Genomic DNA, 22735 nt, shown 5'->3' with positions numbered 1-22735 from the left:
TGTTTTTATTTTAGGTGGAAATTGCCGTTGTTGTCATTGTATAACTGCGTAGACTGAACTGAAATTTTGCCTGCAAATGAGGGATACAATGCTTAACAATAAACTCAAAGGATTCGCGGTGATGACTTTCGCCTGTTTAGGCGTTACCGCTTGTGGTGGTTCTGATAATAAAGATGAGGATACCTCTAAAACCGATACTTATGTGCAATTCTACAATGCCACCGCAGGCAGCACTACTACTGCGCTGAAGATTGGCGATAAAACCTATGAAAGTGTGAGCTTCGCCGATGCGATGCCACGCTTTACGTCAACTCCCGGTGTGAGTGCGGTAGAAGTGATGGGTAAGGATGCGGCAAATAAAGATATTTCGCTCTACAAAGAGAATATCGATTTAAAAACGGCAACCGACCATTTCTTTGTCTTGCATGGGGATTTTTCCTCGCCAGCCCTTTTGAATATCAATTACTCGCGCACCGAGCTCGATAAACAAAACGCCGAAGCAGACAAGAGCAAAATGCAGTTGTTGATTGCACATACAGCGACCAAGGCGCCAGCGTACGATGCGTATATTGCCAAAGCGGATAAAGGCTTTGCCGATGCGGTGATGCTTGGCAGCGTCTCCTATGGCGAGGTTTCAGCGCCGCAAATTATGGATACCGGCGACTATAAAATTTATTTGACCGCGGCGGGTACGACCAATATCAGCTACACCACGGCGAGCATTAACTTTAAAACCAAGGTGCCCTATAAATTAATTTTGAGGGAAAGCTTTGGCGCATCAGCGGCCAAAATCAGTTTAGACAGCGTCGACTCAACCACCAATGTGCGTAACCATGTCGCCCTCGAGAGCAGTGTTGATTTCAGGGTATTCAATGGCTTGGCTACACATAATGTTGATGTGAAAGTGGTGAGTAGTAAACAAGAAGCGCTATTTAGTAATGTGGCTCCCTTTGGTGTAACGGCCTATAAAGGTGCCGAGTTTAATGACTTTGGCGTGAGCGTATTTGACCATACTAGCCAAGCTAAATTACTCGACAATGTGCTGATCACCCTTAATCAAGATGATATTAAAACCATCTTTATTTATGAGCAGACCACAGCTCAGGGCAGTCAAGTGAAGGCGATGGAGATGAAACAAACTCAAACGCCAAGTCCCTACAGCTTCAAGTTCGATATCGTGAGTTTTGCCGATAAGAGTAATCTTACCTTGTACTTTTTAAAGGCGAACGACACAATTGATACGGCAGCCTATAAAATCAGTGCGGTTAATCCAACGGTGCCGCAATCGTTAGTGGTGCCCAAAGGTGAGTATTCTATCAAGGTTATCTCTGTAGAAAATGGCTCAAAAACAGTGGTTTACGCCTCTGATATGATTGATTTTAATAATCAAGATAACGTCACTATGGTGCTGAACAAGGACGATTCAACCAGTTTTGGCTACAACTTGGTTAAGATCTAACTGTTAAGATGAGTGTCTCTAATACCACAGCGCTACTTAGGTAGCGCTTTTTTTTGCTTGTCGTTGTGAGGTTCAAGTGGGCTAATTGGGAAAAATAGAGCCAGTAATTGCTACTTCGTTGTGGTGTTGAGCGCCGTTAGCCACACTTTATCAGCAATACTTCACAAGCAAGGCGGGGATAAATTAAAGCCCAACATAGCGTGTTAACTTTGCGCTGTGTTGGGCTTTTGGCTGTTCAAACAGTAAGCGTTATTCGCTTATTTTGAGTTCTTGACCTGGCTTGATGATGCTCTTGGCATTTAGCTGGTTCCACTTCATTAAATCGGCGAGCTTCACTTTGCTTTTACGCGCGATTTTATCTAGTGAATCCCCTGATTTTACTTTGTAGGTTTTGGCTTTTGCCACTGGCTTATCGGTCGATTTTGAGCTGGTAGCTTTAGTGCTACTCGCATTCGCTTTGGTCGATGATTTATCGGTATTAGCCTTGGTCTTTACTGGTTCTGGCTCATTATCATTGGCCGCCATTGGGGTTAAAAGTGTAAGCTCTTGGCCGATTTTAAGGCGATCTGAGGTCAGATTATTCGCCTGTTTTAACTCTTTGACTGATAAATCAAATTTAGCCGCAATAGTGCCTAAGCTATCACCTGATTTCACAATATAGGTTTGGCTGTCGTAACGTTTTTGTGCATATAGCTTGTGCTGGTTTTCTTGATAGTGGCCAATGTTTTCAATCGGCAGGGCAATTTGGTATTTGCCTTTACTGGGGATCACGCTTTGGCGGTATCCTGGGTTATAGGTTTTGAACTCCGCTTTAGTGAGTCCCGCAGCATTGGCGATTTGGCTTATCTCAACGCCATTGGGAGCGGGTAAGCGTTCTAAAAAGGGACGGTTTGCAATCGGCATCACTTTAAGATTGTAATGGCTGGGTTCGCGGATAATTTGGATAAACGCTAGCCATTTAGGTACGGTTTGCACTTGGCGAGCCGGAATATTGAGCGACCAAAAATCCGTGGGTTTGCCCTTGGCTTTATTTCTATCAATGGCAGCTTTGATGACCAGTTCGCCACTGTTGTAACCCGCTACGGCGTTAATCCAGTCATTGCCTAGGGTATTGTATAAATGTTGGAGATAGTCGAGTACCGCATCGGTTGAGGCCAGAGCATCTTTGCGGCCATCGTAGGCTGAGTTGATGGTTAGGCCAAAGTTACGCCCCGTGGCGGGGATCATTTGCCAAAGTCCGGCGGGGCCATTTGCCTGAGCGAGCGGATTGTAACCACTCTCTACAATTGGCAGGAGTGCCAGTTCAAGCGGCATATTGCGAGCCTCAAGTTGGCTGACAATATAATATAAAAATGGCTCGGCGCGCTGTGTCACCTGAGTCATAAATTTTTGTTTATCATCGAAAAAGTTACGTTGTTTGCGTACTTCTGCATCGTCATGTACATCAATAGTGCGGGCGTGTTGGATTTTCTCCCACACATCGGCATAACGCTCGTCGATAACCTCAGCTTCAACTGATTGAGGTTCTGCTGATTCGCTATGATCTTCGGCTTCTGGTAAACCAGCACCAAATTCCGTTGGCGATGTCTGTGCCGAGGTTGTTGCGCAGCCACTTAGCTGGGCCATCAGCATGGCAATAACCATCGCAGCTAATGCATGGGGTTGACGAAAGGTTTTCCGCATGATTGTCCTGTAATTTTTGATGACTTGGCGTTTTACCCAAACAAGCATAACTAGATGCAGGATCCTGCGTTAAATCCACCGAAACGGCGTGTTTGGGTACTACATTTACGTGTTGCAGCAATTCAAAATGTAGTCGACATTTCTTATTGATGCGCCTTAAACGAGAGCACTCTAGGCGCTCTGAAACCTATATTTTTAGGTTACTTGGGTAGAGATAATGTTGCACATGCTAATCTGTTTTGCGGTTTCTGGATAGCTTTGCTGATAATTTGACCACCTAGGTCACATTTAGATTTACCCCTAAATAGGCTAACATAGCGGCGATTTTTCATTGCAGTGGGTTAGAGAGTGCAGACGTTAGCGCAGTTAAAAGCAGGACAATTACAAGGGATTACCCGTTTACAATTGGTTGAAAACCTCACTGAGTTCCCTCGGGAGATCTTTGATTTAGCCGATACGCTCGAGATCCTCGATTTATCCAATAACCAGTTAAGCTCGTTGCCCGAAGATTTGCATCGCTTAACCCATTTGAAGATTTTGTTTGCGTCTAATAACCGTTTTGAAACCTTGCCAGAGGTGTTAGGTCAGTGTCCCAAATTGGAGATGATTGGTTTTAAGGCCAATCAAATTCGCACTGTGCCAGCGGCATCCTTGCCCGCACAAACCCGTTGGTTGATTTTAACAGACAACCAAATCACCACCTTACCCGAGCGTATGGGGCAGTTGCAGCGTTTGCAAAAACTCGCATTAGCGGGCAACCGTTTAACGGCGTTGCCGGCGTCGATGGCCCATTGCCGCAATTTAGAATTAATACGTCTGTCGGCCAATTCATTAGAAAAACTGCCTAGTTGGTTACTTCGACTACCTAAACTCACTTGGCTGGCTTTTGCGGGCAATCCTTTTAGCCATACCTTGGTTGATCCCCACGCCGATGTAGCCAGTGTGCCAAATGTGACATTAGCGGACATTGAACTGGGTAAAAAACTGGGTGAAGGGGCTTCTGGCATTATTTACCAAGGTCGTTGGTTAAATCCTGCAATGGTGGCTGCCACAGGGAGCGAGCATATTGCAGTTAAGTTATTTAAAGGTGAGGTGACCAGTGATGGTTATCCTGCTGACGAGTTAGATTGCTGCCTGACCACGGGCGAGCATCCCAATCTTATTAAGGTGTTAGCGCATATCAGCCAAAAGGATCAACTTGGATTAGTGATGGCATTAATTCCTGCTGGTTTTGCTAACTTAGGCTTACCGCCGTCCCTCGATACCTGTACCCGCGATACCTTTAAGCCAGGGACGCAGTTTAGCCTTGAGCAAGTTGCCACTATTGCCCATCAGTTAGCGGACACACTCGCGCATATGCACGCTAAACAAGTAAGCCACGGTGATGTTTATGCCCACAATATGATGGTTAATAAGCAGATGAATTTATTGTTTGGTGATTTTGGGGCGGCATCCAATTTAGGCAATCTCTCGACGCTTGAGCAATTGGCAATGGAGGCGATTGAGGTGCGCGCACTTGGTTGTTTGATTGAGGATTTGCTGGCCTATGTGGATGAATCGGTTAACGCTGAGCATTATGCCCAGTTGAGTGCGATTAAAGCGGCGTGCATGCAGTCGGATGTGGCTCTACGCCCTCGTTTTATTGAGGTAAAGCAGGCTATCGCGAGTTTGCTAATTTCAACAAGCGCCTGATGTTGGTTGCTAAATTGTTGCCTTTTTATCAGCTCTGTGTGATTTGAGTGCCATCTATTAAACTTAGTGTTAACTCATTGTTTTGTTTGAATCTGTAACCTGATTTTTACTGGTGTAAATAGGGATTATTCCTATAGGCTATGTCTCCAAATAGCCTCAAATTGTTGAAACAGCATTTTGAGGCGACTTAGGGATTAATCTTGGGTTCAATCCGGTTTGCTGTTGTCGGATAGGATGTCCGTTGAGTAGTAAAGACGATAGGTTTGCATACTTATGTTTAAACAAAGAGTGACTAAACAAGCACGCAGCGCATGCGATATTTCATTTACAAGCCATCACTCTCATTTCTCCAAGGCGCCTTTATTCGCGCCTTTGCCATTTTTATGGGTGAGCCTGCTCGCGTGCACCGCTTTCTCTTCGTTGGCGGCAGATAAGATCGACATTATCCCTGTCACAGTGGAGGCTGTTAAAGAAGCCTCCTTTGCCGATGTTGTTAAAGAGGTCGGTAAAATTAACGCCATTGACTCAGCGATACTGAGTTTTAATGCCAGCGAAAAAATTAGCGCCATTCATTTTAGTAATGGCGACAAAGTGACCAAAGGCCAAGTGATTGCCGAACAAGACAACACCAAAGCCAAGGCCGATTTAGACAAGGCAAAAAGTACCTTAGCACTGGCGAAAACCAAGCTGGAGCGTATCGAAGACTTGCTGATTAAAGAGCCGTTTGCTCTGGCTAAGCAAGATGTGGATGAGCTGCGGGAAAATGTGAACCTCGCCGATGCCGATTTTCGCCAAAAACAAGCCACCATGAATGATTACCTGATTAAGGCGCCCTTTGATGGCCAGTTAACGAGCTTTAGTCAGTCTATCGGCAGTCAAATTGCTGCGGGTACGGCTTTAGTGACCCTCTATAGTTTAAATCCTGTTGAAGTCCGTTATGCCATCAGTCAACACGATTTTGGTAAGGCGCAAAAGGGCCAAGGGGTGAATGTTACCGTTGAGGCTTACGCTAATAAGGTGTTCAAAGGGACGGTTAATTATGTGGCCCCAGCGGTGGATGAAAGCTCGGGTCGAGTTGAGGTACACGCCGCCCTCGACAACTCTGAGTTTAAGCTGGCTCCCGGAATGTTTGCCAACATCAAGCAGTTTTATAGCCAAGGGGTTGCATGTTTATTGGTGCCGCAAAATTCGATTATTGCCAATAACGATGAGCGTTTTGTCTGGTTAGTGCGCGGCAATAATGCCGTAAAACAAATCATTAAACTCGCGCAAAACACCAACGACGGTTATACGGTGGTGACCGAAGGTTTAGCCAAGGGCGATCTTGTGGTTAAGACGGGCATGCAAAACCTTAAGTCCGATAGCCAAATTAACGTCATTGACGATAAAAGTACGCAAGATAAGCCTGTCACTTCAAACGCTGGCGCAAGCACCGGCTCAAGCTCAGCGCCAAGTACCGATTCAACTTCATCGCCAAGCACCGATTTAACTTCATCGCCAAGCACCGATCCAAGCTCAGTGCCAAACACTGGCTCAAGCTCAGCGTCAAACACTGCACCAAACGCGAAGGGAGCCCAATAATGCGCTTACCCGAAGTCTGTATTCGTCATCCTATCTTTGCCAGCGTACTCAGCATAATGGCTGTGTTACTGGGATTGATTGCCTTTCAAAAACTCGATATCCAATATTTTCCTGAGCATACGACTCACTCGGCCTCAGTAAATGCCTCGATTGCTGGGGCGAGCGCGGACTTTATGTCGAGCAATGTGGCTGATAAGTTGATTGCGGCAGCTTCGGGCATAGATAAAGTCGATACCATGTCGACCGACTGTAGCGAGGGGCGCTGCTCATTAACGATTAAGTTCAATGACGACACCAGCGATATTGAATACACCAACTTAATGAACAAGTTGCGCAGTAGCATTGAAGGAATTAACGACTTTCCCCAGAGCATGATAGATAAGCCGACGGTCACCGACGATACCTCGGCCACGGATTCGGCCAGTAATATCATCACCTTTGTGAACTCGGGCGGCATGGAAAAGCAGGCCATGTATGACTACATTAGCCAGCAGTTGGTGCCGCAACTTAAACAAGTGCAAGGCGTTGGTGCGGTTTGGGGGCCCTATGGCGGCTCACAAAAGGCGGTTAGAGTCTGGCTTAATCCTGAACAAATGAAGGCGTTAAATATTAAGGCCGCCGATGTGGTGGGGACGTTAGGTTCCTACAATGCCAGTTTTACCTCGGGGGCGATTAAAGGTAAATCACGGGACTTTTCGATTAATCCTTTGAATCAAGTTGAAACCCTTGAGGATGTGAAGGATCTGGTGATTAAAGTCAGCGAGGGCAAAATCATCCGCATCGCTGATGTTGCTCAGGTGGTCATGGGTGAGGAAAGCCTATCACCGAGCATGCTGTCTATCAGTAGACATAGTGCAATGTCACTGCAGATTTTACCGCTGAGTAACGCCAATCCGGTGAAAGTGGCTTCAAACATTAAAGCCGAAATTGCGCGGATGCAAAAACACTTACCCCAAGGCTTAGAAATGCACTTGGCGTACAATCAGGCAGATTTTATTGAAGCGGCCATTCATGAAGGCTTTGCTGCCTTGATTGAAGCGGTGATCTTGGTCTCGCTGATTGTGGTGCTGTTTTTAGGGAGTTTACGGGCGGCATCTATTCCGATTATTACCATTCCTGTGTGCGTGGTTGGGGTGTTTGCGGTGATGTCGGCGCTCGGTTTTAGTATCAATGTGCTCACCATCTTGGCGATTATTTTGGCTATTGGCCTGGTGGTCGACGATGCCATTGTGGTGGTCGAGAACTGCTATCGCCATATCGAAAACGGTGAAACGCCATTTAATGCGGCGATTAAGGGCTGTCAGGAGATCATCTTCCCGATTATTGCCATGACCTTAACGCTCGCCGCCGTTTATTTGCCGATTGGCTTAATGTCGGGCTTAACCGCCGATCTGTTTCGGCAATTCTCCTTTACCTTAGCCGCAGCCGTGATGATCTCCGGTGTGGTGGCGTTGACCTTATCGCCGATGATGAGTGCGTATCTTATCAATACCACTGAACAACATCCTCGCTGGTTTAGCCGAGTAGAGGTGCAACTTCAGCAGTTAAATCATTTGTATATTAATGAGCTGAATAAATGGTTTGTGCGTAAACGTTTGATGTTTGGCGTGGCAGTTGTGCTGGTTGGCCTTGCGGGGATTGCGTATTGGCAGTTGCCGAAAATACTTTTGCCTGCGGAGGATTCAGGCTTTATCGACGTGACGGCCAATGGCCCAACAGGCGTGGGGCGCCAGTATCATTTGGACCATAATCGCGAGCTAAACAGTGTGATTGACGGCCATCCTGCGGTTGGGGCAAACCTATCTTATATCGAGGGAGAGCCAATCAACCATGTGCTGCTCAAGCCTTGGGGCGAGCGTAGTGAAGGGATTGATGAGGTGATCGAAGATTTGATCGCTAAATCGAAGCAGAGCGTCTCTGCTTATAATATGTCCTTTAGTATCCGCTCGGCGGATAACCTTAATATTGCCAATAATTTACGTTTAGAGCTGACGACCTTAGATCGCAATAAGGATGAGCTGAGCCAAACCGCTGCTAAAGTGCAAAAATTACTCGAGGATTATCCCGGCCTGACCAATGTGGGTAACTCAGTGCTGAGGGACCAACTGCGCTACGATCTGTCTATCGATCGCAATGCCATTATCCTTTCTGGTGTGAGTTATGGTGATGTGACTAATGCCCTGTCGACCTTCCTTGGCTCTGTGAAAGCGGCCGACTTACATGCTACCGATGGCTTTACTTATCCGATTCAAGTGCAAGTAAATTTAGATAAGCTCAGTGATTTCAAAGTATTGAATAAATTGTATGTTACTTCTGAATCAGGGCAAGCACTGCCGTTATCGCAATTTGTGTCGATTAAGCAGACCACGGCGGAATCTAATATTAAAACCTTTATGGGGCTTGATAGCGCGGAGCTAACGGCAGATCTGATGCCCGGTTATTCCACCGATGAAATCAAAGCCTACTTAGACGAGCAACTGCCGAGCCTGCTAAATGATGCCCAAGGCTTTAAATATAATGGCGTTGTCAAAGAGTTAATGGATTCGCAGGCGGGTACTCAATCATTATTTTTGCTGGCGTTGGTGTTTATCTATTTGATTTTAGCTGCGCAGTTTGAAAGTTTTGTCGATCCTCTCATCATCTTACTCACCGTACCTTTGTGTATTGTTGGCGCGCTGCTGACCTTAGCGGTATTTGGGCAAAGTATAAATATCTACTCACAGATCGGCTTATTAACCTTAGTGGGGCTAGTGACTAAGCACGGTATCTTGCTGGTGGAGTTTGCCAATAAGCAGCAGGCTCAGGGGATGAGTGCGATTGAGGCGGCGCTGAGCAGTGCCAAATGGCGGTTAAGACCGATCCTTATGACCTCGTTAACCATGATTTTAAGTGCTATTCCGTTGGCGCTAGCGACTGGGCCTGGCTCGTTAGGCTTAGCCAATATTGGTTTAGTGTTAGTCGGCGGTTTGCTCGCGGGAACCTTTTTCTCGTTATTTGTGGTACCAGTTGCCTATGTGGCAATGTCAGAGTTAAAGGCAAGGGATGTAGTTGCGCATTTGCGCTCGGCGTGATTGCAGTTGGGGCGTTCGCGGCCCTGTTTTGAATTGAGTCTGCACTTGTGTAGACTCCGCTAGGTTTATGGCGTGAATGGCGCAAAGACTCATCAGCAAGGGAGGACTGGTTTTATGGGTGTCAGATTAGTACTTAGATTAGTACCCAGATTAGTAACGAGATTTACGCCACTAGGCTTGGGTATGGTAGCGCTTGGGTGCGCCTTAGTGGCGAGCTTTTATTCTCCTCCCTCCTTTGCCTCTATTTGGGATTTATTGACCAATAAGCGAGGAGTGAGTCAGGCAAGTGTCTCCAAGGACAGCCCTCGTATTGAGCTCGTCGGTACGCTTCCCGCAGATACTGAGCTAGAGCTTATCGGTTTTTATTATTCTTCGATTTGCACCGAAAAAGAGATGTATTTCCCAAGCGGAGATATTGCCAATCCCCAGTGGCGCACCAAGGGTACGACTTCTCAATTGCGGCAAGTAGTCACCAGTTTGCACAATGCCAGTCATTTTACCCAATCCGTTGCGTTGCAGGGCGGAGGGGCATGTGAGTGGCAGCTGACTAACATTCAATTGAATATGTCACTTCTGCCTAGTCATCGCCTGTGGCAGGAAGCGCAATCCTTGAAAAAGCAATATTTGGCTGAGTTACCTGTCGCCAAGGTGAAAGATGAAGCCCTTGAAAAAGATGCTTTTAAGCAGTCTTTTGACTTGATACCTACCGCAAAGGAAGCTGATGCGGCCAGCGCGGATAGCAATGACGCCACCATCACCTTTTCACCAATTTATTATCCTATTTACAGTTATGCCCCCGAGGATAAGCAGCCCTTTGATGTTGGGCTGAAAAGCAGTTTGCAGCGCGAGGTTTCTGATCGGTGGAGTTTACAACACTCGAGGCGTATCCGTTTAGCCGATGAACGGGTAACGCGGGTGAATTTTACCCCTCAGATTGCTGAAGATTATGCTGTGAATATCCATATCTTGGACAGAAAATCCAAGGTAAGTTATCCCGATGGCACCGAGTTTACCTACATTAAGGCCGGTTTACGGCTTTATCCTTACGGTTCCGCAGAATCCCGCTTCAACAGCTTACAGCGCAGTGCGCGTCTTGAAGATAAAAGACAGTTAGCCAAGATTTACGATTCAGGCATTGAGCATGTGTTTGAAGGGGATAAAGCCAAGGCTGAAGTCCTGTATCGCGAGTTGGGTGAGGCAGGGGATATGGAATCAATCAACTGGCTGCGAGAACGGGCTCGTTGGGGCTACATTAAAGATGGCCAGTACTGGTTAGCGCGCGCTGCTAAGCTTGGCGATATTCAAGCCCAACTGGAATTAATTAATCAACCCTTATCCGTCATTCCTCAGGGTAAAGTGAATACTGGCCAAGCAAAAATCCGTGAGCAGCAAGCATGGCAAACGTTAACCGAACTGACCAAGCAGGGAATACCTCAAGCCGTCAGCACGATGGCGTATTATCAAGTATTTTCTTGCTCGCCCTATTTTAATACCACCGCAGCGCTGGATAATTATCGTAAAAGTGTTAAAGCTCAACCTGATTTAGCGCGAGATGCTGCCGAAACCTATTACTATTTTAAAGAGGATCTCGCCCAAGCTAGGGAGTTTTTTGAGATTGCTGCCGAGCGTGAGATAGATGTCGCCGCCGAATATGCGGGCATTTTATTGGCGGCTGAGCAGCGCGATCCTAAGCGGGCTCGATATTGGCTCGAAAAAGTCGTCACCGCCGGAGACAAACAATACATTCAGCAAGATGTGCTTGGCTATGCGTATTTTCGCTTAGCAAGCTTGCTTGATGCGGGCGAGGGGGGCGATGCCGATCCAAAGCGTGCTATCACCCTATACCAGCAAAGTATTGAATTGGGTGAGGGGTTCTCAAATGATTACCAAGCGAAGGCCAAGGAAAGGCTGCAATCCCTACAGGAGCGTCATTTGTAGTCATACACTGAAGCGGTGAATAGTTTACCGCTTTCGATATCATGACTTTTGTCACTGGTGGATTTAGGCTATGTTGCTCATACTGGAACCCAATAGATCGATTATAAAAGGACGCAATATGAATGCCTCAACGCTTGCTCTACTCATCCCCATCATTGCCATTGTGGGTGGATACACCCTCGCCATTATGAAAATGCGCCAGAAAAATTATTCGGCCAGTAATGCTCAACAGGCCGAAAATCAAGCGTTGCGGGCAGAGTTAGATAACCTGCGCAACAGGGTTGAAGTGCTTGAGCAGTTGGTCACCGATGATAGTTTTCAGTTAAAACGTGAATTTAAGCGGGTGTAGCTGGGGCGAGTATCTTCTCAGTCCGATGATTTGTTGTCCAAGTCATCGGGTGAGTGAAATGCTTAAACTAAGGTAAACTCGCGACACATTTGTTATTCGCCCTATCTGAGCCATTAAAGAACGAGTTAATATGTTTCTATCGCCTTATTTTTTAAAGCAAAATCAATCCATTTCTGTTTCTGCACAACAAGCCAGTGACTTCGCTAAAAAAATCGCTCAAGACTTTAATCCAATCCACGATGTGGGTGCGAAACGCTTTTGTGTACCTGGCGATTTGTTATTTGCCTTAGTCTTAACCCAGTATGGGCTAAGCCAAAGCATGAAGTTTACCTTTGCTGGCATGGTAGGTGATGGGGTTGAACTGCAATTTCCTGAGCAAGTGAACGACAGTTTTTCAATTTGCGATAACCGCGATAAAACCTATTTAAACGTGAGTCGTCTAGGCGATATTAGCCGCTGCGATGCCCAAACTGAATCCTTTATTCGTCACTATGTTGCATTTTCTGGGCATAATTTTATCGATATCTTGATGCCCTTGATGAAGCAGCATCAAGTAATGATCAATCCAGATCGTCCATTGGTGATCTACGAAAGCATGTCATTCGACTTAACGACACTCGATTTTGTTGAAGTTCAGTTATCCCTTGTACAACAAGAGCTTAAAATTGATGGCAAGCGCGGTGATGTGACGCTGCACTTTGAGCTACACAGTGGTGATACCTTAGTCGGCACAGGGATTAAGACCTTAGTCATGAGTGGACTTCGCGCCTATGAGGAAGACCAAGTACAACAAATGTGTGCGGCTTACGAAGGGCGCAAAACTGATTTTTAAATTGGGATTCGTTTAGGGCGTAACACCACGAGTGGGATAACGATTGTATAAGCTTGAGTAATCGTTACCCAAATTAGCCGTGGTTAAGTATGCGATTTATCAATAGAGAGCTGAGATACCGTATTGGCGACATTTTCCGCACCAGTACGGATGTTGCTCATCACAATTGTCACTTCGACTAACTGCTGTTTTCCTTGTTCAGCAATTCGTTCCACCTCGTTCATCATTGTCGGCTCGCTCGCCGAGATGATGTTAATCTATGGCCGAATAGCGGATCGTCTTCCATCCGCATGAAACTCACCTTTATGGCGGCGAATTGGCGTATCCTTGGCCGTTTGATGTGAGCTAACGCATTCAGCCCTAGGTGCTGAATTGCCAAGGCTCGACGATTGCCTTATTTTAGGGGCTTACTTTTAAGGCCAAGACTTTTAACATCACGTTTTTTGAAGTCGAATGCCGCTTTGGGATGACCTTGTTGTTTGTTTTTACAGAAGGAGCTCCCGTTTGGATAAGGAAAGAAATGCCAAGCTTGATTCGTATTGTGCTGATTGATACGCACCTTCCGGGCGTTGTGGAACTCGCCCTCAATGGCCATACCAATATTTGTGGTACTAACGCTTCGGGTAAAACCACGCTGCAACGTTTAGTGCCAGTATTTTATGGCGAATATCCTAGCCGCGTGGTGCCTTCAACCCGCGATAGTTTCGAGCGTTGGTACTTGCCACACGATTCAAGCTACATCATTTACGAATACCAAAAGGCCGATGGCTTGCTCTATCAAGCCGTGCTGGCGTCGGCGGGCGATGGCAAAGGCGTGAACTACCGCTTTATCGCTAAAGGTTTTGAGTTAAGCGATTATATTAAATCGCAAAATGGTGACACTATTTTGTGCCACACCATGGCGGAACTGGGCCGCGATTTAAAACGTCAAGGTATTGCCACCACCAACTTGCTCAACACCCGCGAATACCGCGCCATTATCCAAAACGATCGCACCCTGTTAAGCACGGGTAGCAACCGCAGCGAACTGCGAGCCTATGCGCGCCAATTTGCCCTGTGTGACGGCGAGCATTCACTGCGCCATATCGAGAAACTCGCTAAAGCCGTCCACTCCAAAGAAGGCAAAATGGAAACGGTCAAATCGATGATCGCCGCCATTTTGGAAGAAGATGGAGTAAATCCCCCCAGCTCGCGCTTAAACCCACAACGTGTTGAGGCGTGGATCCGCGAAAGCCAGCTTATCCAAGGCTTTGAAGTCATCCGCCCCGAGTTTGAAAAACTCGAACAGGAATTTAACCAACTGCTCAGCGCCGAAATGCGCCTATCGAGTCTGTCCCGTGGTTATCGCAATGACGAAAGCCTAGAGGCCGACCGTTTAGAGATCCAACAAACCCTATCTAAGGAGCTGAATTTAAAGCTTCGAATGTTGGACGACGAATGGAAAGAAGTGCGTGACGAGCTTAACCTCGACTTATCCGCCGCCAAGGGTGACGTAGCTAAGTGCGAGTACGAGTTAGATGCCATTGAAGATCAGCACGGCGCCTTTTTAGATGCCAATATCGAGCAAGCTAAGGCCGATTTGGACATGCTGCCAAACTGGCGCGCGGACATGGAAAACCTCAGCGAGCGCCATAAGTTACAAACTGAAAAACACCAAGATATTGAAGCGGCTTACAATGCCCGTCGCAGCAAAATTGGCGAGCAGTTAAACCGCGAGCTTGAAGGTTTACATAGCGAACAGGATAAACAGCGCGAAGCGCGCGATAAGCAACGCGAAGTCGCCCGTGGCGATCTCGATGCCCTTGAAGCCCAATGGCGCAGCCAAATGGATGCGGGTAAGGCCAGCTTTAGCGAGCAGGAATACCAATTCAAACTTAATGCTGCCGAGCTTAAGTTACGTGTCGATGGCGTAACCTACACCGAGGAAGAAAAGTTAAACCTCGCGATCTTCGATGAGCGCATTCACCGCGCCGACGAAGAGCAGGAAAGCTGCAATGCCAAGGTTGAGCGCTTAACTAGCGATGAGCGTAAGCTGCGCGCCAAACGCGACCAAGCCAACGAAGCACTGCGTATCGCCAGCCTGCGGGTTAACGAGCGGCAAACGGCGCTCGATGAACTGCACCATATGCTGTTCCCGCAGTCCCATACCTTGCTCGAGTTCCTGCGTAAAGAAGCCCAAGGTTGGGAGCAGAGTCTGGGTAAAGTGATTGCGCCAGAGTTACTGCATCGCACCGATTTACACCCAAGTGTCACAGGTGAGAGCGACACTGTGTTTGGGGTGAATTTAGATCTCAAAGCCATTGATGTGCCTGAATATGCCGCCTCCGAGCAGGAGCTGCGTATTCGCTTGAGCAAGGCCGAAGAAGCGCTGCAAAGCGCGCAGGAATTACAGGCCGAGGCCGAATCACAGCTGGTGGCGATTAACGGTGAGCTGGATAAACTCAGCCGTGAACTGACCTTTGCCCGCACGGCTTACAAGAATAGCCGCGATGATTTACGTCGTCTGTTCGATGAAAAACGCAGTGAGCAGGACAAGATCAACAAGGCGCTGGCCGAGCGTAAAGCCTTTGCCCAGCAGCGCTTAACTCAACTCGATGGCGAGTTAAAGCAGCTTAAACATCAACATCAGCTCTGGCTCGAAGAGCAAAAAGAGCAGGCGCTCGAAGCGCGGATGGAAAAACAAGCCTACTGGCAGGAAGTGATTGGCGCGCTCGACAATCAACTCGGGCAAATCAAGGCGACTATCGATGCCCGCCGCGAAAGTGCTAAGGCCGAGCAAAAAGCCTGTGAAACCTGGTACAAAAACGAGCTTAAATCCCGCGGTGTGGATGAGGACAATATCCTTAAACTCAAGCAACAAATCCGTGAGCTTGAGACCAAGATCAGCCGCGCCGAGCAGCGCCGCAGCGAAGTATTGCGCTTCGACGATTGGTATCAACACACTTGGCTTATCCGTAAGCCTAAGTTGCAAACCCAGTTAAGCGACGTTAAACGCGCCGCCTCGGAAATCGATCAGCAGCTTAAAGCCAAGACCCAAGAGGTGAAGACTCGTCGTCAACAACTCGAGACCGAGCGTAAGGCCTCGGATGCGGCGCAAATTGAAGCCTCTGAAAACTTAACCAAACTGCGCGCAGTGATGCGTAAGTTGGCCGAGCTGAAATTGCCCGCCAACAATGAAGAAGCCCAAGGTAGCCTCGGCGAGCGTTTGCGTCAGGGCGAAGATTTACTACTAAAACGCGATTATCTGATGGGCTCGGTTAAGCAATATGTGGAGCATTTCGACTCTGTGATTGCCAGCAAGTCAGGTTCAGGCTTAGCCGAAACCTGGGAGCGTGCCCGCGAAGAGTCGAGCTTTATCAACGACAAAGGAATTCGCCTGCTGGATTACCGCAAGCTAGTGCCGCAGCTTGAACAGCTACTCAATGTGATTGTGCCGCAATCGATTATGGCGCTGCGTGAGCAGGGGCGGATCTTCGGTGTCGATTTAACCGCCTTCTACGATGTGCTTGCCGATATAGATCGTCGTATCGCTTCGCAAAGTGCGCGTATTACCCGCGAAGTGGGCGAGGAGTTATTCCTCGATGGCGTATCGGAATCTGCGGTCCGCATTCGCTCTAAGATCAGCGAATTAGAGTTTTGGCCCGAGCTTGAGCAGTTTGTTAAAGCCTTCAAAAATTGGAAAGCCGACGGCTTTAATGGCCTGCCCGATGAGGAATACACCAACAGCATGCGCCGCGCCTTAGACATTATTGGCCGCGCGGCCTTAACTGGCGGCATTTCTAAGCTGCTTGAAATCGAGCTGCGCCTCAAAGAGGGTAACAGCGACCTGATTATCCGCACCGACAGACAGCTAAACGAATCATCAAGCCACGGTATGGCTTACCTGATTTTATGTAAGTTTCTGTTGGCATTCACGCGCTTGCTACGTGGCCGCGCCGATGTAACCATCCACTGGCCAATTGACGAGCTGGGTACGCTGCACCACACCAACGTGAAGAAGATTTTCGATGCTTGTGGCAATAACAATATCAGCGTGTTAGGCGCCTTCCCGAACCCAGAGTCAGAAGTGCTGAACCTGTTCGTGAACCGTTACATTATTAATAAACAAACTAAGAAGTTGCAGGTAGTGAAGCCCAAAGCCAATCCGATCGCCGATTTGTTGAGTAAACGCCTGAGCAAGGAGGCCATCTAATGAGTGCCATGAACGAATCTAACCAAACCGTCTTAGTCGGCACGGGCGCCATTATCGAACTCTTGCTCAAGGGCGAATTTATTTGCCGCACCACCAATGAAGATGGCTGGCGCGCATTGAAAAATAACAGCACCCGCGAGCGGGTTGAGGCGTATCTAAACCAAATCAACCGCACCGTGGCCTCGGCCGCCGAGGGTGACGTGTTTTTCTGCGGTTATTTGCAGTTAGGCGAGAGCGAACGTAAGGTGATTTCATCGCAGTTTAAGGATATTTGTCAGGCACTTATCCCTATGGTGGAGTGGCTGGTATTAGTGCAGGAAGCCAGCGGCCAAGATGCGCCCTTAAGCGAAGGTGCGCCAGTACGGTTAACCGAGCTGCAAAGCCGGATTGAAGATACGCCCGCGTTTCGTGAGCAGTTAGCCAAACTCAGCCAATATCGTTTATTTGGCTCAACCAGTACCAATAGTGATGCGCAAATTAAGTTAGTGTTCAAACGCTTAGTTGAGCTTGGTTATCTGGTGCGCCCCAACGTTGAAAAGCAAATTTATATCGCTACGGGCAAGCTGGATTATCTGTACGAAGTGATCCGCTTTATTGACGAAACCGAAGGCTTAAGCCTTGAGGCGCAGGCGGAAACGGCGACCCAGCGGGATTTACTATGATGCTTTGGACAATCATCCGCGGTGTAAACCAAGGAGGCCGTGATGAGCAGTAACTTACATCAGGCTGGGGTTAAGCTACTCAAGCAGTTAGGCCGCCATGCTGACATCATTATGGACGCTTATTTAGCGGGCTCGCTCAATGAGGATGCCCATGATCCCGCCGTGGTTGAAAAACTCAAACAGGCGGGGATTTTATGGCGCCCAGAGCCAGATCAAGAGCTGCGCCTTAAACGCTCGGTACGCGCCTTGCTCGAAGAAGGCTTAAGTGATGAGCGTAATCGTCAAATCGACTCCAACGTCGGCTCGGCGCTCGCCACCATTAAAACCTTGGCGGACCATTATAAAGAGGCGCGCCATAGCTCAGACTACAGCGCCGCCGAGGCGTATCTGTCTGATTTAAGTGAGCATGTGTATAGCTTTGCCGACAGTTTGCGCTATTCGATCCGCGTGTTGTGGGGGCGGATCAATAACGAGTTCGGTTATGTCGGTACCATTAACGCTAAGATCCGCGAAAACGAATTAGCTCAAAGCCAAGTGTCTGAATTACTCAATGGTTTGGAGATGTTCCAGTTTAGCGAATTAGGCGAAATCGCCGGTGATATTCGTGAACTGCGTAAACTGCTAGTCACCACCTTACAGGAAACCATGAGCGAGTGTGCCCAGGAACTCAGTGTGGTGCAGGGCAGGTTGTTGGAACTTCTCGGCCGCTTTAGGCAAATTCGCGGCCGTACCCGCTTGCTTAAAGGTTGGTTGCTGTACACCGACTTGCATCCGGATTATCGCCCTGCGGATCATGTGTCCCATAAGGAAATCCCAAGCCTTTTCAATCGCGCTGAAGTTCTGTTAGCGCCAGCTTCTGTGGATGTGCATAACGCCAGCCAAGAGCTTGAGTTGATGAATATCGTCGCCCATATCAAGGCGATTAGCCGTCAGGGCGTGATCGAAACTGTGCGTGAGCAGGATGTCAGTGTATCGCTCACCCAGAGTGAAGACTTTGATATTCCTGATAATCCACTCAAGCAAGCCGTAGATGCCTATTTTGTTGATGTGATTGAGTCGGGCTTACGTCAGTCGGCGCTCGACTACTTAGCCGAAAAAGCCCTCCCATGGGATGCTGAAAGCTGGATTTATCAAGTGATTGGCGGCTATGACGGCTTACCCGATGAGCATAAAGCCTATTTTGAGTTAGAACCTTTAGGCGAGCCTCACCCCATCTACAGCGGTAACTTTATTATCCGCGATGTGGAATTATGGCTCGCCTAGGTCGGCAGCAGTTGCAACTCTTGGAGGGCGTTTACCTTAATCGCTCTCCAAGGGTAAAACTCAATGCTAACTGGCGAACGATTTACCGCGAGTTAGAAGTGGGCGAGCTGGATGGTGCGGAAAAATATTTATGCTTTGCGCCCCGTGATTTTGAACTGTTAAGGCAGGGCGTATTAGCGCTAATGGGGCTCGATCTTAGGGATCTGGATTTCAATGTCGATCGCATGGCTATGTCCAGCAAAAGTCATAATGAGAAACTCGCTAAGATCCGCCCAGAAGCCGAATATCTGTTACTCAAGTTTCTAGGCTTTCAATCACCCCCTTTTGCAGTATCTGCTTTATCCTCGCTACGAATGCCATTGGCGACGGCACAAATGCTCTGCGATGAACAACATGTTAACGCCATCTTAGTGGTTGAAAACCTAGATGTATTTGATGCTATCCACCAAGCGCTTTTACCTGAGGATTTAACTAATGTGATGGTTATCTACCGAGGTAGTGGTCATCATTCCCCCATAGGTGTGCGCCAGTTTTTACAGGCGATGGTAGGTAAAATGCCGATTATTGCCTTTACCGATCTTGACCCCGCAGGGCTGCAAATTGCCCATACCTTAACGGGCATGAGCCATTGTATCGTGCCGCAGTTAGCACTTTTCGCGCCCTGCGAGTTACTCGCTATTCCGCAGATTAATTCCCTCGATGATTTTGCTAAGCAAGCACCTCAGGCTAAGTATTTACAGTCAGCCGATTTAAAAAATTGGCAGCAATTAAGCTTTTGGTTAACTCAGCAGCGAATTAGCATTAAACAGCAACACCTGCTAGCGCATCGGCTTGAGCTAGTGCTACTGGCATACTGTTAAGCTTTTTTCTTCACAATCTCTCTATGTAATGTGCTTTTACTAGATTTAAATTCTGATAAAAACACTTATTTGGATTTTAAATCTAGTATTGTCCAAATAAATCTCACTTATTGTGATAATTTAGTGTGGGTATTGTTTGTTTTTTGGTTTTTTAATTCTGCAATTAATCGAAACTTTATTATTCGCTTATTTTTATTTCATTTAAAATCATATAAATAAGAAAATTTTGTGATGTGCTTAGCTTAATTAAAAATGAAATAAGTAAATTTATTCATTGAATTTGCAGCTAGCATGTTTCACTATCCCCGCCTAAATCAAAAAGGGAATGACGATGTTACTCATTATGGAAGATGAATAACAAAAGATGAGCTATTTGGGGAAACCACAAGCATGATGAAATCACTTTCCACACGGATCTTTATCGGTCTGTTTACGGGACTTATTCTTGGCACCTTAGTGCAGTATTTTTTAAACGATATTGGCTTTTTTTCAGGCAATTTAGTTGAACTGGCAAGCGGTGTTGGCACCATGTTCGTCAATATGATCATGATGTTGGTCGTGCCGCTGGTCTTCGTCAGCATTGTTTGCGGCGTGTGCGAGCTGCAGGATCTGAAAAGCTTTGGTCGCTTAGGTGGCAAAACCTTTGGTTTTTATATTGTTAATACTGTTGTTGCTATCTCGACGGCCTTGTTAGTGGTGCTATTACTCGATCCCGGTAAAGGTGTCGATATGAGTAGCGCGGATGGTGTCGCCATTACCGCGACCGAACTCCCCAGCTTAATAGCTTTGCTTATTGATATCGTACCGCGTAATCCGGTGGCGGCTTTTATGTCGGGTAATATGCTGCAAGTGATCTTTATGGCGCTGATGCTCGGTGGGGTGATGAAATCCCTCGGTGAGCATGTCGCTGGCGCGGTACAAGGCTTTCAAACCGCCAATAAAATCATGATGAAACTGATTTCTGTGGTGATGAGTCTTGCGCCTTTCGGGGTGTTTGCGCTGATGTTTAAGTTAGGCGCTACCTTAGATGCCGCGGTATTTATGAGTGTTCTCGAATACCTAGTGATCATTCTGGCCCTGCTGTTGTTGTGGATTTTTGTGGTCTATCCGTTGTCGGTCGGTATGTTTACACCTATTTCGGCCAAGACCTTTCGGGCGAAGACACAGGAGCAAGTGCTGTTTTCACTGTCTACCGCCAGCTCCAATGCCACGATTCCTGTAACTATGCGTACCTTGACTGAAAAGCTCGGAGTTAACCGCGCTGTGGCTGGCTTTGGCGTTCCGCTCGGGGCGACCATGAATATGGGCGGGGTGGCGATTTATATCACCATTGCGATTTTCTTTGTCGCCAATGCCTTTGGTATGCCAATCACCAGCGAGCAATTGCCTTCGTTACTGTTCAGTATCTTTTTATTATCGGTTGGCGCCGGTGGTGTGCCCGGTGGCGGTATGGTGATGATTGGCGTGTTAATCCATCAAATGGGTTTGCCGATTGAAGCCTTTGCGATAGTGGCGGCGCTGGATCGTATCATCGATATGGTGCTGACCTCTTGCAATGTGGTGGGCGATACCGCGGTATTGACCATAGTCGACCAAACTGAAAAAGCGGTTAAATAACCTCAGGTTGGGATAATAAATGCATACCAAACAGCGCCTAGGGCAGCACTTCTGTGTTGTATCAATTCAAAAGGCTGGCAACATTTTGCCATTCACGTGCTTTGAATTAGCGTCCCTTAGGCGCTCTTAAACTCATCTTTTCAGGTTTGTTTGGTTAGAGTAAGTCGCGCAATTCCATATCTTTGGTTTTTGAGGACTCGGGCGTTAGTGACTCACTAACTCATTCACTAACTCAATGGCAAAATCAGTCATTCAACTCTACAGCGGTCACGGCTGCAAGCCTTGATGTCGGCTCTGCAAATTGGGTACAAATATCGATAATTTCCGCTTTGCATTCGAGAAATGCGGTAACGAGTAATGGGTCAAACTGCGAGCCTGCTCCATCGCGCAAATAATTAAATGCATCGTCGATACTCCAAGCGGTCTTATAAGTGCGTGGGGTCGTCAAGGCGTCAAATACATCTGCGATCGTGGCGATACGAGCGCAGAGGGGGATTTGATCTTGACTGAGGCCGTTAGGGTATCCAGTGCCATCCCAACGTTCATGGTGATAGAGGGCGATTTCCTTGGCCATCACTAATAGCGGATCATCATCATCGCCAATAATCTTCGCACCTATTGCTGGATGTGTTTGAATAATAATATATTCTTCAGCGGTAAGTTTGCCTGGTTTGAGTAAAACGGCATCGGGTATGCCGATTTTCCCAATATCATGCATTGGTGCGGCGCTGAGAAATAATTGGCACCAATGGGCTGGCTGGTCAATTTTTCGAGCTAATAAATAGCCATACTGACTCATTCTGATGATATGCAGGCCAGTTTCATTATCCCGAAACTCGGCGGCACGCCCAAGCTTATGGATAATTTTGTACCTTGCGGACTCCAGCTCTTGGGTGCGTAGTTGTACTAAGCTTTCGAGCTGATTAGCCCTCGACGCTAGTGTTAAGTGCGTCTTTACTCTTGCCTCTAGAATCGCAGGTTTAACTGGTTTAGAAATATAGTCCACAGCGCCTAACTCAAAACCAGTGCGTTCATCTACGATGTCTGTTTTGGCTGTGACGAAAATGATAGGGATGTGGCGAGTGAGCGGATTATGTTTAAGGCGAATACAGGTTTGAAATCCGTCCATCTCAGGCATCATTACGTCTAACAGTATGAGATCTGGCATAGGCTCTATTGCCGCTAAGGCAAGGGCTTTCGCGCCGGAAGTAGCCGCTCTAATACTGTATTTATCACTGAGCAAGCCATGCAGGATTTGAATATTGTCTGCTGAGTCATCAACGACAAGTACTATAGGTTTGGTCACTGCCTGTGTCATAACAAATTCCTTATTACCTCTTTTTGCTTTAGGTTTTAGTCAAAATCTTAAAGCGTGTGCCGCACGTAAGTCGCTATACTATATGCTAAAATGGCCATTTTGTTTCAACCACAGTATATAGTAGGTTGGAATGAATAGGTGTATATTTTGCGCAGTCTCACCTTATTTTATACGGAGAAAAATAATCAATGGTAAAGGGCGCTAGGTTAAGCCAATTG

The 22735-nt window shown here is 47.3% G+C and carries 15 protein-coding genes; 12 read left to right on the top strand and 3 right to left on the bottom strand.

Annotated features, from left to right (window positions below; all coding sequences use genetic code 11):
• The first annotated feature begins 88 nt into the window (after positions 1 to 88).
• Positions 89 to 1459: a DUF4397 domain-containing protein gene (locus SO_RS18675; protein WP_011073739.1), complete on the top strand. Its 1371-nt coding sequence runs from the start codon at positions 89 to 91 to the stop codon at positions 1457 to 1459.
• A 249-nt stretch (positions 1460 to 1708) separates the two neighbouring features.
• Here the strand turns inward: SO_RS18675 and SO_RS18670 are convergent, their stop codons facing one another.
• Positions 1709 to 3142, bottom strand: a complete 1434-nt coding sequence (locus SO_RS18670) for a LysM peptidoglycan-binding domain-containing protein (protein ID WP_011073738.1) — start codon at positions 3140 to 3142, stop codon at positions 1709 to 1711.
• 348 nt (positions 3143 to 3490) lie between these two features.
• Between SO_RS18670 and SO_RS18665 the strand changes: the two genes are divergently transcribed.
• From SO_RS18665 to SO_RS18640, 6 genes are all read left to right on the top strand, one after another.
• Positions 3491 to 4834, top strand: coding sequence for a leucine-rich repeat-containing protein kinase family protein (locus SO_RS18665; protein WP_011073737.1), 1344 nt, complete (start codon positions 3491 to 3493; stop codon positions 4832 to 4834).
• Positions 4835 to 5107: 273 nt separating this feature from the next.
• The gene (locus SO_RS18660; RefSeq protein ID WP_011073736.1) at positions 5108 to 6415 is read left to right on the top strand and encodes an efflux RND transporter periplasmic adaptor subunit; all 1308 of its coding nucleotides are present in this window, start codon (positions 5108 to 5110) and stop codon (positions 6413 to 6415) included.
• Positions 6415 to 9486 carry an efflux RND transporter permease subunit gene (locus SO_RS18655; protein ID WP_011073735.1) on the top strand — a complete coding sequence of 1024 codons (3072 nt, stop codon included), beginning with the start codon at positions 6415 to 6417 and terminating at the stop codon, positions 9484 to 9486. The genes SO_RS18660 and SO_RS18655 overlap by 1 nt, the downstream gene beginning before the upstream one ends.
• A 114-nt stretch (positions 9487 to 9600) precedes the next feature.
• Positions 9601 to 11424: a tetratricopeptide repeat protein gene (locus SO_RS18650; protein ID WP_011073734.1), complete on the top strand. Its 1824-nt coding sequence runs from the start codon at positions 9601 to 9603 to the stop codon at positions 11422 to 11424.
• 118 nt (positions 11425 to 11542) lie between these two features.
• Positions 11543 to 11773, top strand: coding sequence for a hypothetical protein (locus SO_RS18645; protein WP_011073733.1), 231 nt, complete (start codon positions 11543 to 11545; stop codon positions 11771 to 11773).
• A gap of 130 nt (positions 11774 to 11903) precedes the next feature.
• Positions 11904 to 12605, top strand: a complete 702-nt coding sequence (locus SO_RS18640) for a DUF3581 domain-containing protein (RefSeq protein ID WP_011073732.1) — start codon at positions 11904 to 11906, stop codon at positions 12603 to 12605.
• A gap of 83 nt (positions 12606 to 12688) precedes the next feature.
• On the opposite strand, the gene SO_RS23050 is transcribed toward SO_RS18640, so the two are convergent.
• Entirely contained in the window at positions 12689 to 12832 is a 144-nt protein-coding gene (locus SO_RS23050; RefSeq protein ID WP_238560505.1) for a hypothetical protein, read from the bottom strand.
• Positions 12833 to 13125: 293 nt separating this feature from the next.
• Between SO_RS23050 and SO_RS18635 the strand changes: the two genes are divergently transcribed.
• The 5 genes from SO_RS18635 to SO_RS18615 all read left to right on the top strand — a co-directional run bounded on the left by SO_RS18635 (position 13126) and on the right by SO_RS18615 (position 21199).
• Positions 13126 to 16797, top strand: a complete 3672-nt coding sequence (locus SO_RS18635) for an ATP-binding protein (RefSeq protein WP_011073731.1) — start codon at positions 13126 to 13128, stop codon at positions 16795 to 16797.
• A gap of 8 nt (positions 16798 to 16805) precedes the next feature.
• On the top strand, positions 16806 to 17459 hold the full coding sequence (locus SO_RS18630) for a condensin complex protein MksE (RefSeq protein WP_037422308.1): 654 nt from the start codon (positions 16806 to 16808) through the stop codon (positions 17457 to 17459).
• A gap of 42 nt (positions 17460 to 17501) precedes the next feature.
• A complete protein-coding gene (locus tag SO_RS18625) occupies positions 17502 to 18722 on the top strand; it encodes a hypothetical protein (RefSeq protein WP_011073729.1) in 1221 nt (406 codons plus the stop codon).
• Positions 18710 to 19582 (top strand): DUF7281 domain-containing protein, encoded by an 873-nt coding sequence (locus SO_RS18620; RefSeq protein ID WP_011073728.1) that lies wholly within the window; start codon positions 18710 to 18712, stop codon positions 19580 to 19582. The genes SO_RS18625 and SO_RS18620 overlap by 13 nt, the downstream gene beginning before the upstream one ends.
• 390 nt (positions 19583 to 19972) lie before the next feature.
• The gene (locus SO_RS18615; protein ID WP_011073727.1) at positions 19973 to 21199 is read left to right on the top strand and encodes a dicarboxylate/amino acid:cation symporter; all 1227 of its coding nucleotides are present in this window, start codon (positions 19973 to 19975) and stop codon (positions 21197 to 21199) included.
• Between the two features lie 244 nt (positions 21200 to 21443).
• On the opposite strand, the gene SO_RS18610 is transcribed toward SO_RS18615, so the two are convergent.
• Positions 21444 to 22517 carry an HD-GYP domain-containing protein gene (locus SO_RS18610; RefSeq protein ID WP_011073726.1) on the bottom strand — a complete coding sequence of 358 codons (1074 nt, stop codon included), beginning with the start codon at positions 22515 to 22517 and terminating at the stop codon, positions 21444 to 21446.
• Positions 22518 to 22735: the final 218 nt, after the last annotated feature.

Origin of the sequence: Shewanella oneidensis MR-1, assembly GCF_000146165.2 — a bacterium.
Classification (GTDB): domain Bacteria; phylum Pseudomonadota; class Gammaproteobacteria; order Enterobacterales; family Shewanellaceae; genus Shewanella; species Shewanella oneidensis.
The sequence above is the reverse complement of the archived record's forward strand: the minus strand, read 5'-3'. Positions and strand labels throughout refer to the sequence as shown.

Coding starts and splice junctions, on each gene's coding strand:
- SO_RS18625 (WP_011073729.1), top strand. CDS start 17,502: ATGAGCAGTAACTTACATCAGGCTGGGGTTAAGCTACTCAAGCAGTTA.
- SO_RS18670 (WP_011073738.1), bottom strand. CDS start 3,142: ATGCGGAAAACCTTTCGTCAACCCCATGCATTAGCTGCGATGGTTATT.
- SO_RS18630 (WP_037422308.1), top strand. CDS start 16,806: ATGAACGAATCTAACCAAACCGTCTTAGTCGGCACGGGCGCCATTATC.
- SO_RS18640 (WP_011073732.1), top strand. CDS start 11,904: ATGTTTCTATCGCCTTATTTTTTAAAGCAAAATCAATCCATTTCTGTT.
- SO_RS18650 (WP_011073734.1), top strand. CDS start 9,601: ATGGGTGTCAGATTAGTACTTAGATTAGTACCCAGATTAGTAACGAGA.
- SO_RS18660 (WP_011073736.1), top strand. CDS start 5,108: ATGTTTAAACAAAGAGTGACTAAACAAGCACGCAGCGCATGCGATATT.
- SO_RS18615 (WP_011073727.1), top strand. CDS start 19,973: ATGATGAAATCACTTTCCACACGGATCTTTATCGGTCTGTTTACGGGA.
- SO_RS18675 (WP_011073739.1), top strand. CDS start 89: ATGCTTAACAATAAACTCAAAGGATTCGCGGTGATGACTTTCGCCTGT.
- SO_RS23050 (WP_238560505.1), bottom strand. CDS start 12,832: ATGATGAACGAGGTGGAACGAATTGCTGAACAAGGAAAACAGCAGTTA.
- SO_RS18620 (WP_011073728.1), top strand. CDS start 18,710: ATGGCTCGCCTAGGTCGGCAGCAGTTGCAACTCTTGGAGGGCGTTTAC.
- SO_RS18635 (WP_011073731.1), top strand. CDS start 13,126: ATGCCAAGCTTGATTCGTATTGTGCTGATTGATACGCACCTTCCGGGC.
- SO_RS18655 (WP_011073735.1), top strand. CDS start 6,415: ATGCGCTTACCCGAAGTCTGTATTCGTCATCCTATCTTTGCCAGCGTA.
- SO_RS18645 (WP_011073733.1), top strand. CDS start 11,543: ATGAATGCCTCAACGCTTGCTCTACTCATCCCCATCATTGCCATTGTG.
- SO_RS18610 (WP_011073726.1), bottom strand. CDS start 22,517: ATGACACAGGCAGTGACCAAACCTATAGTACTTGTCGTTGATGACTCA.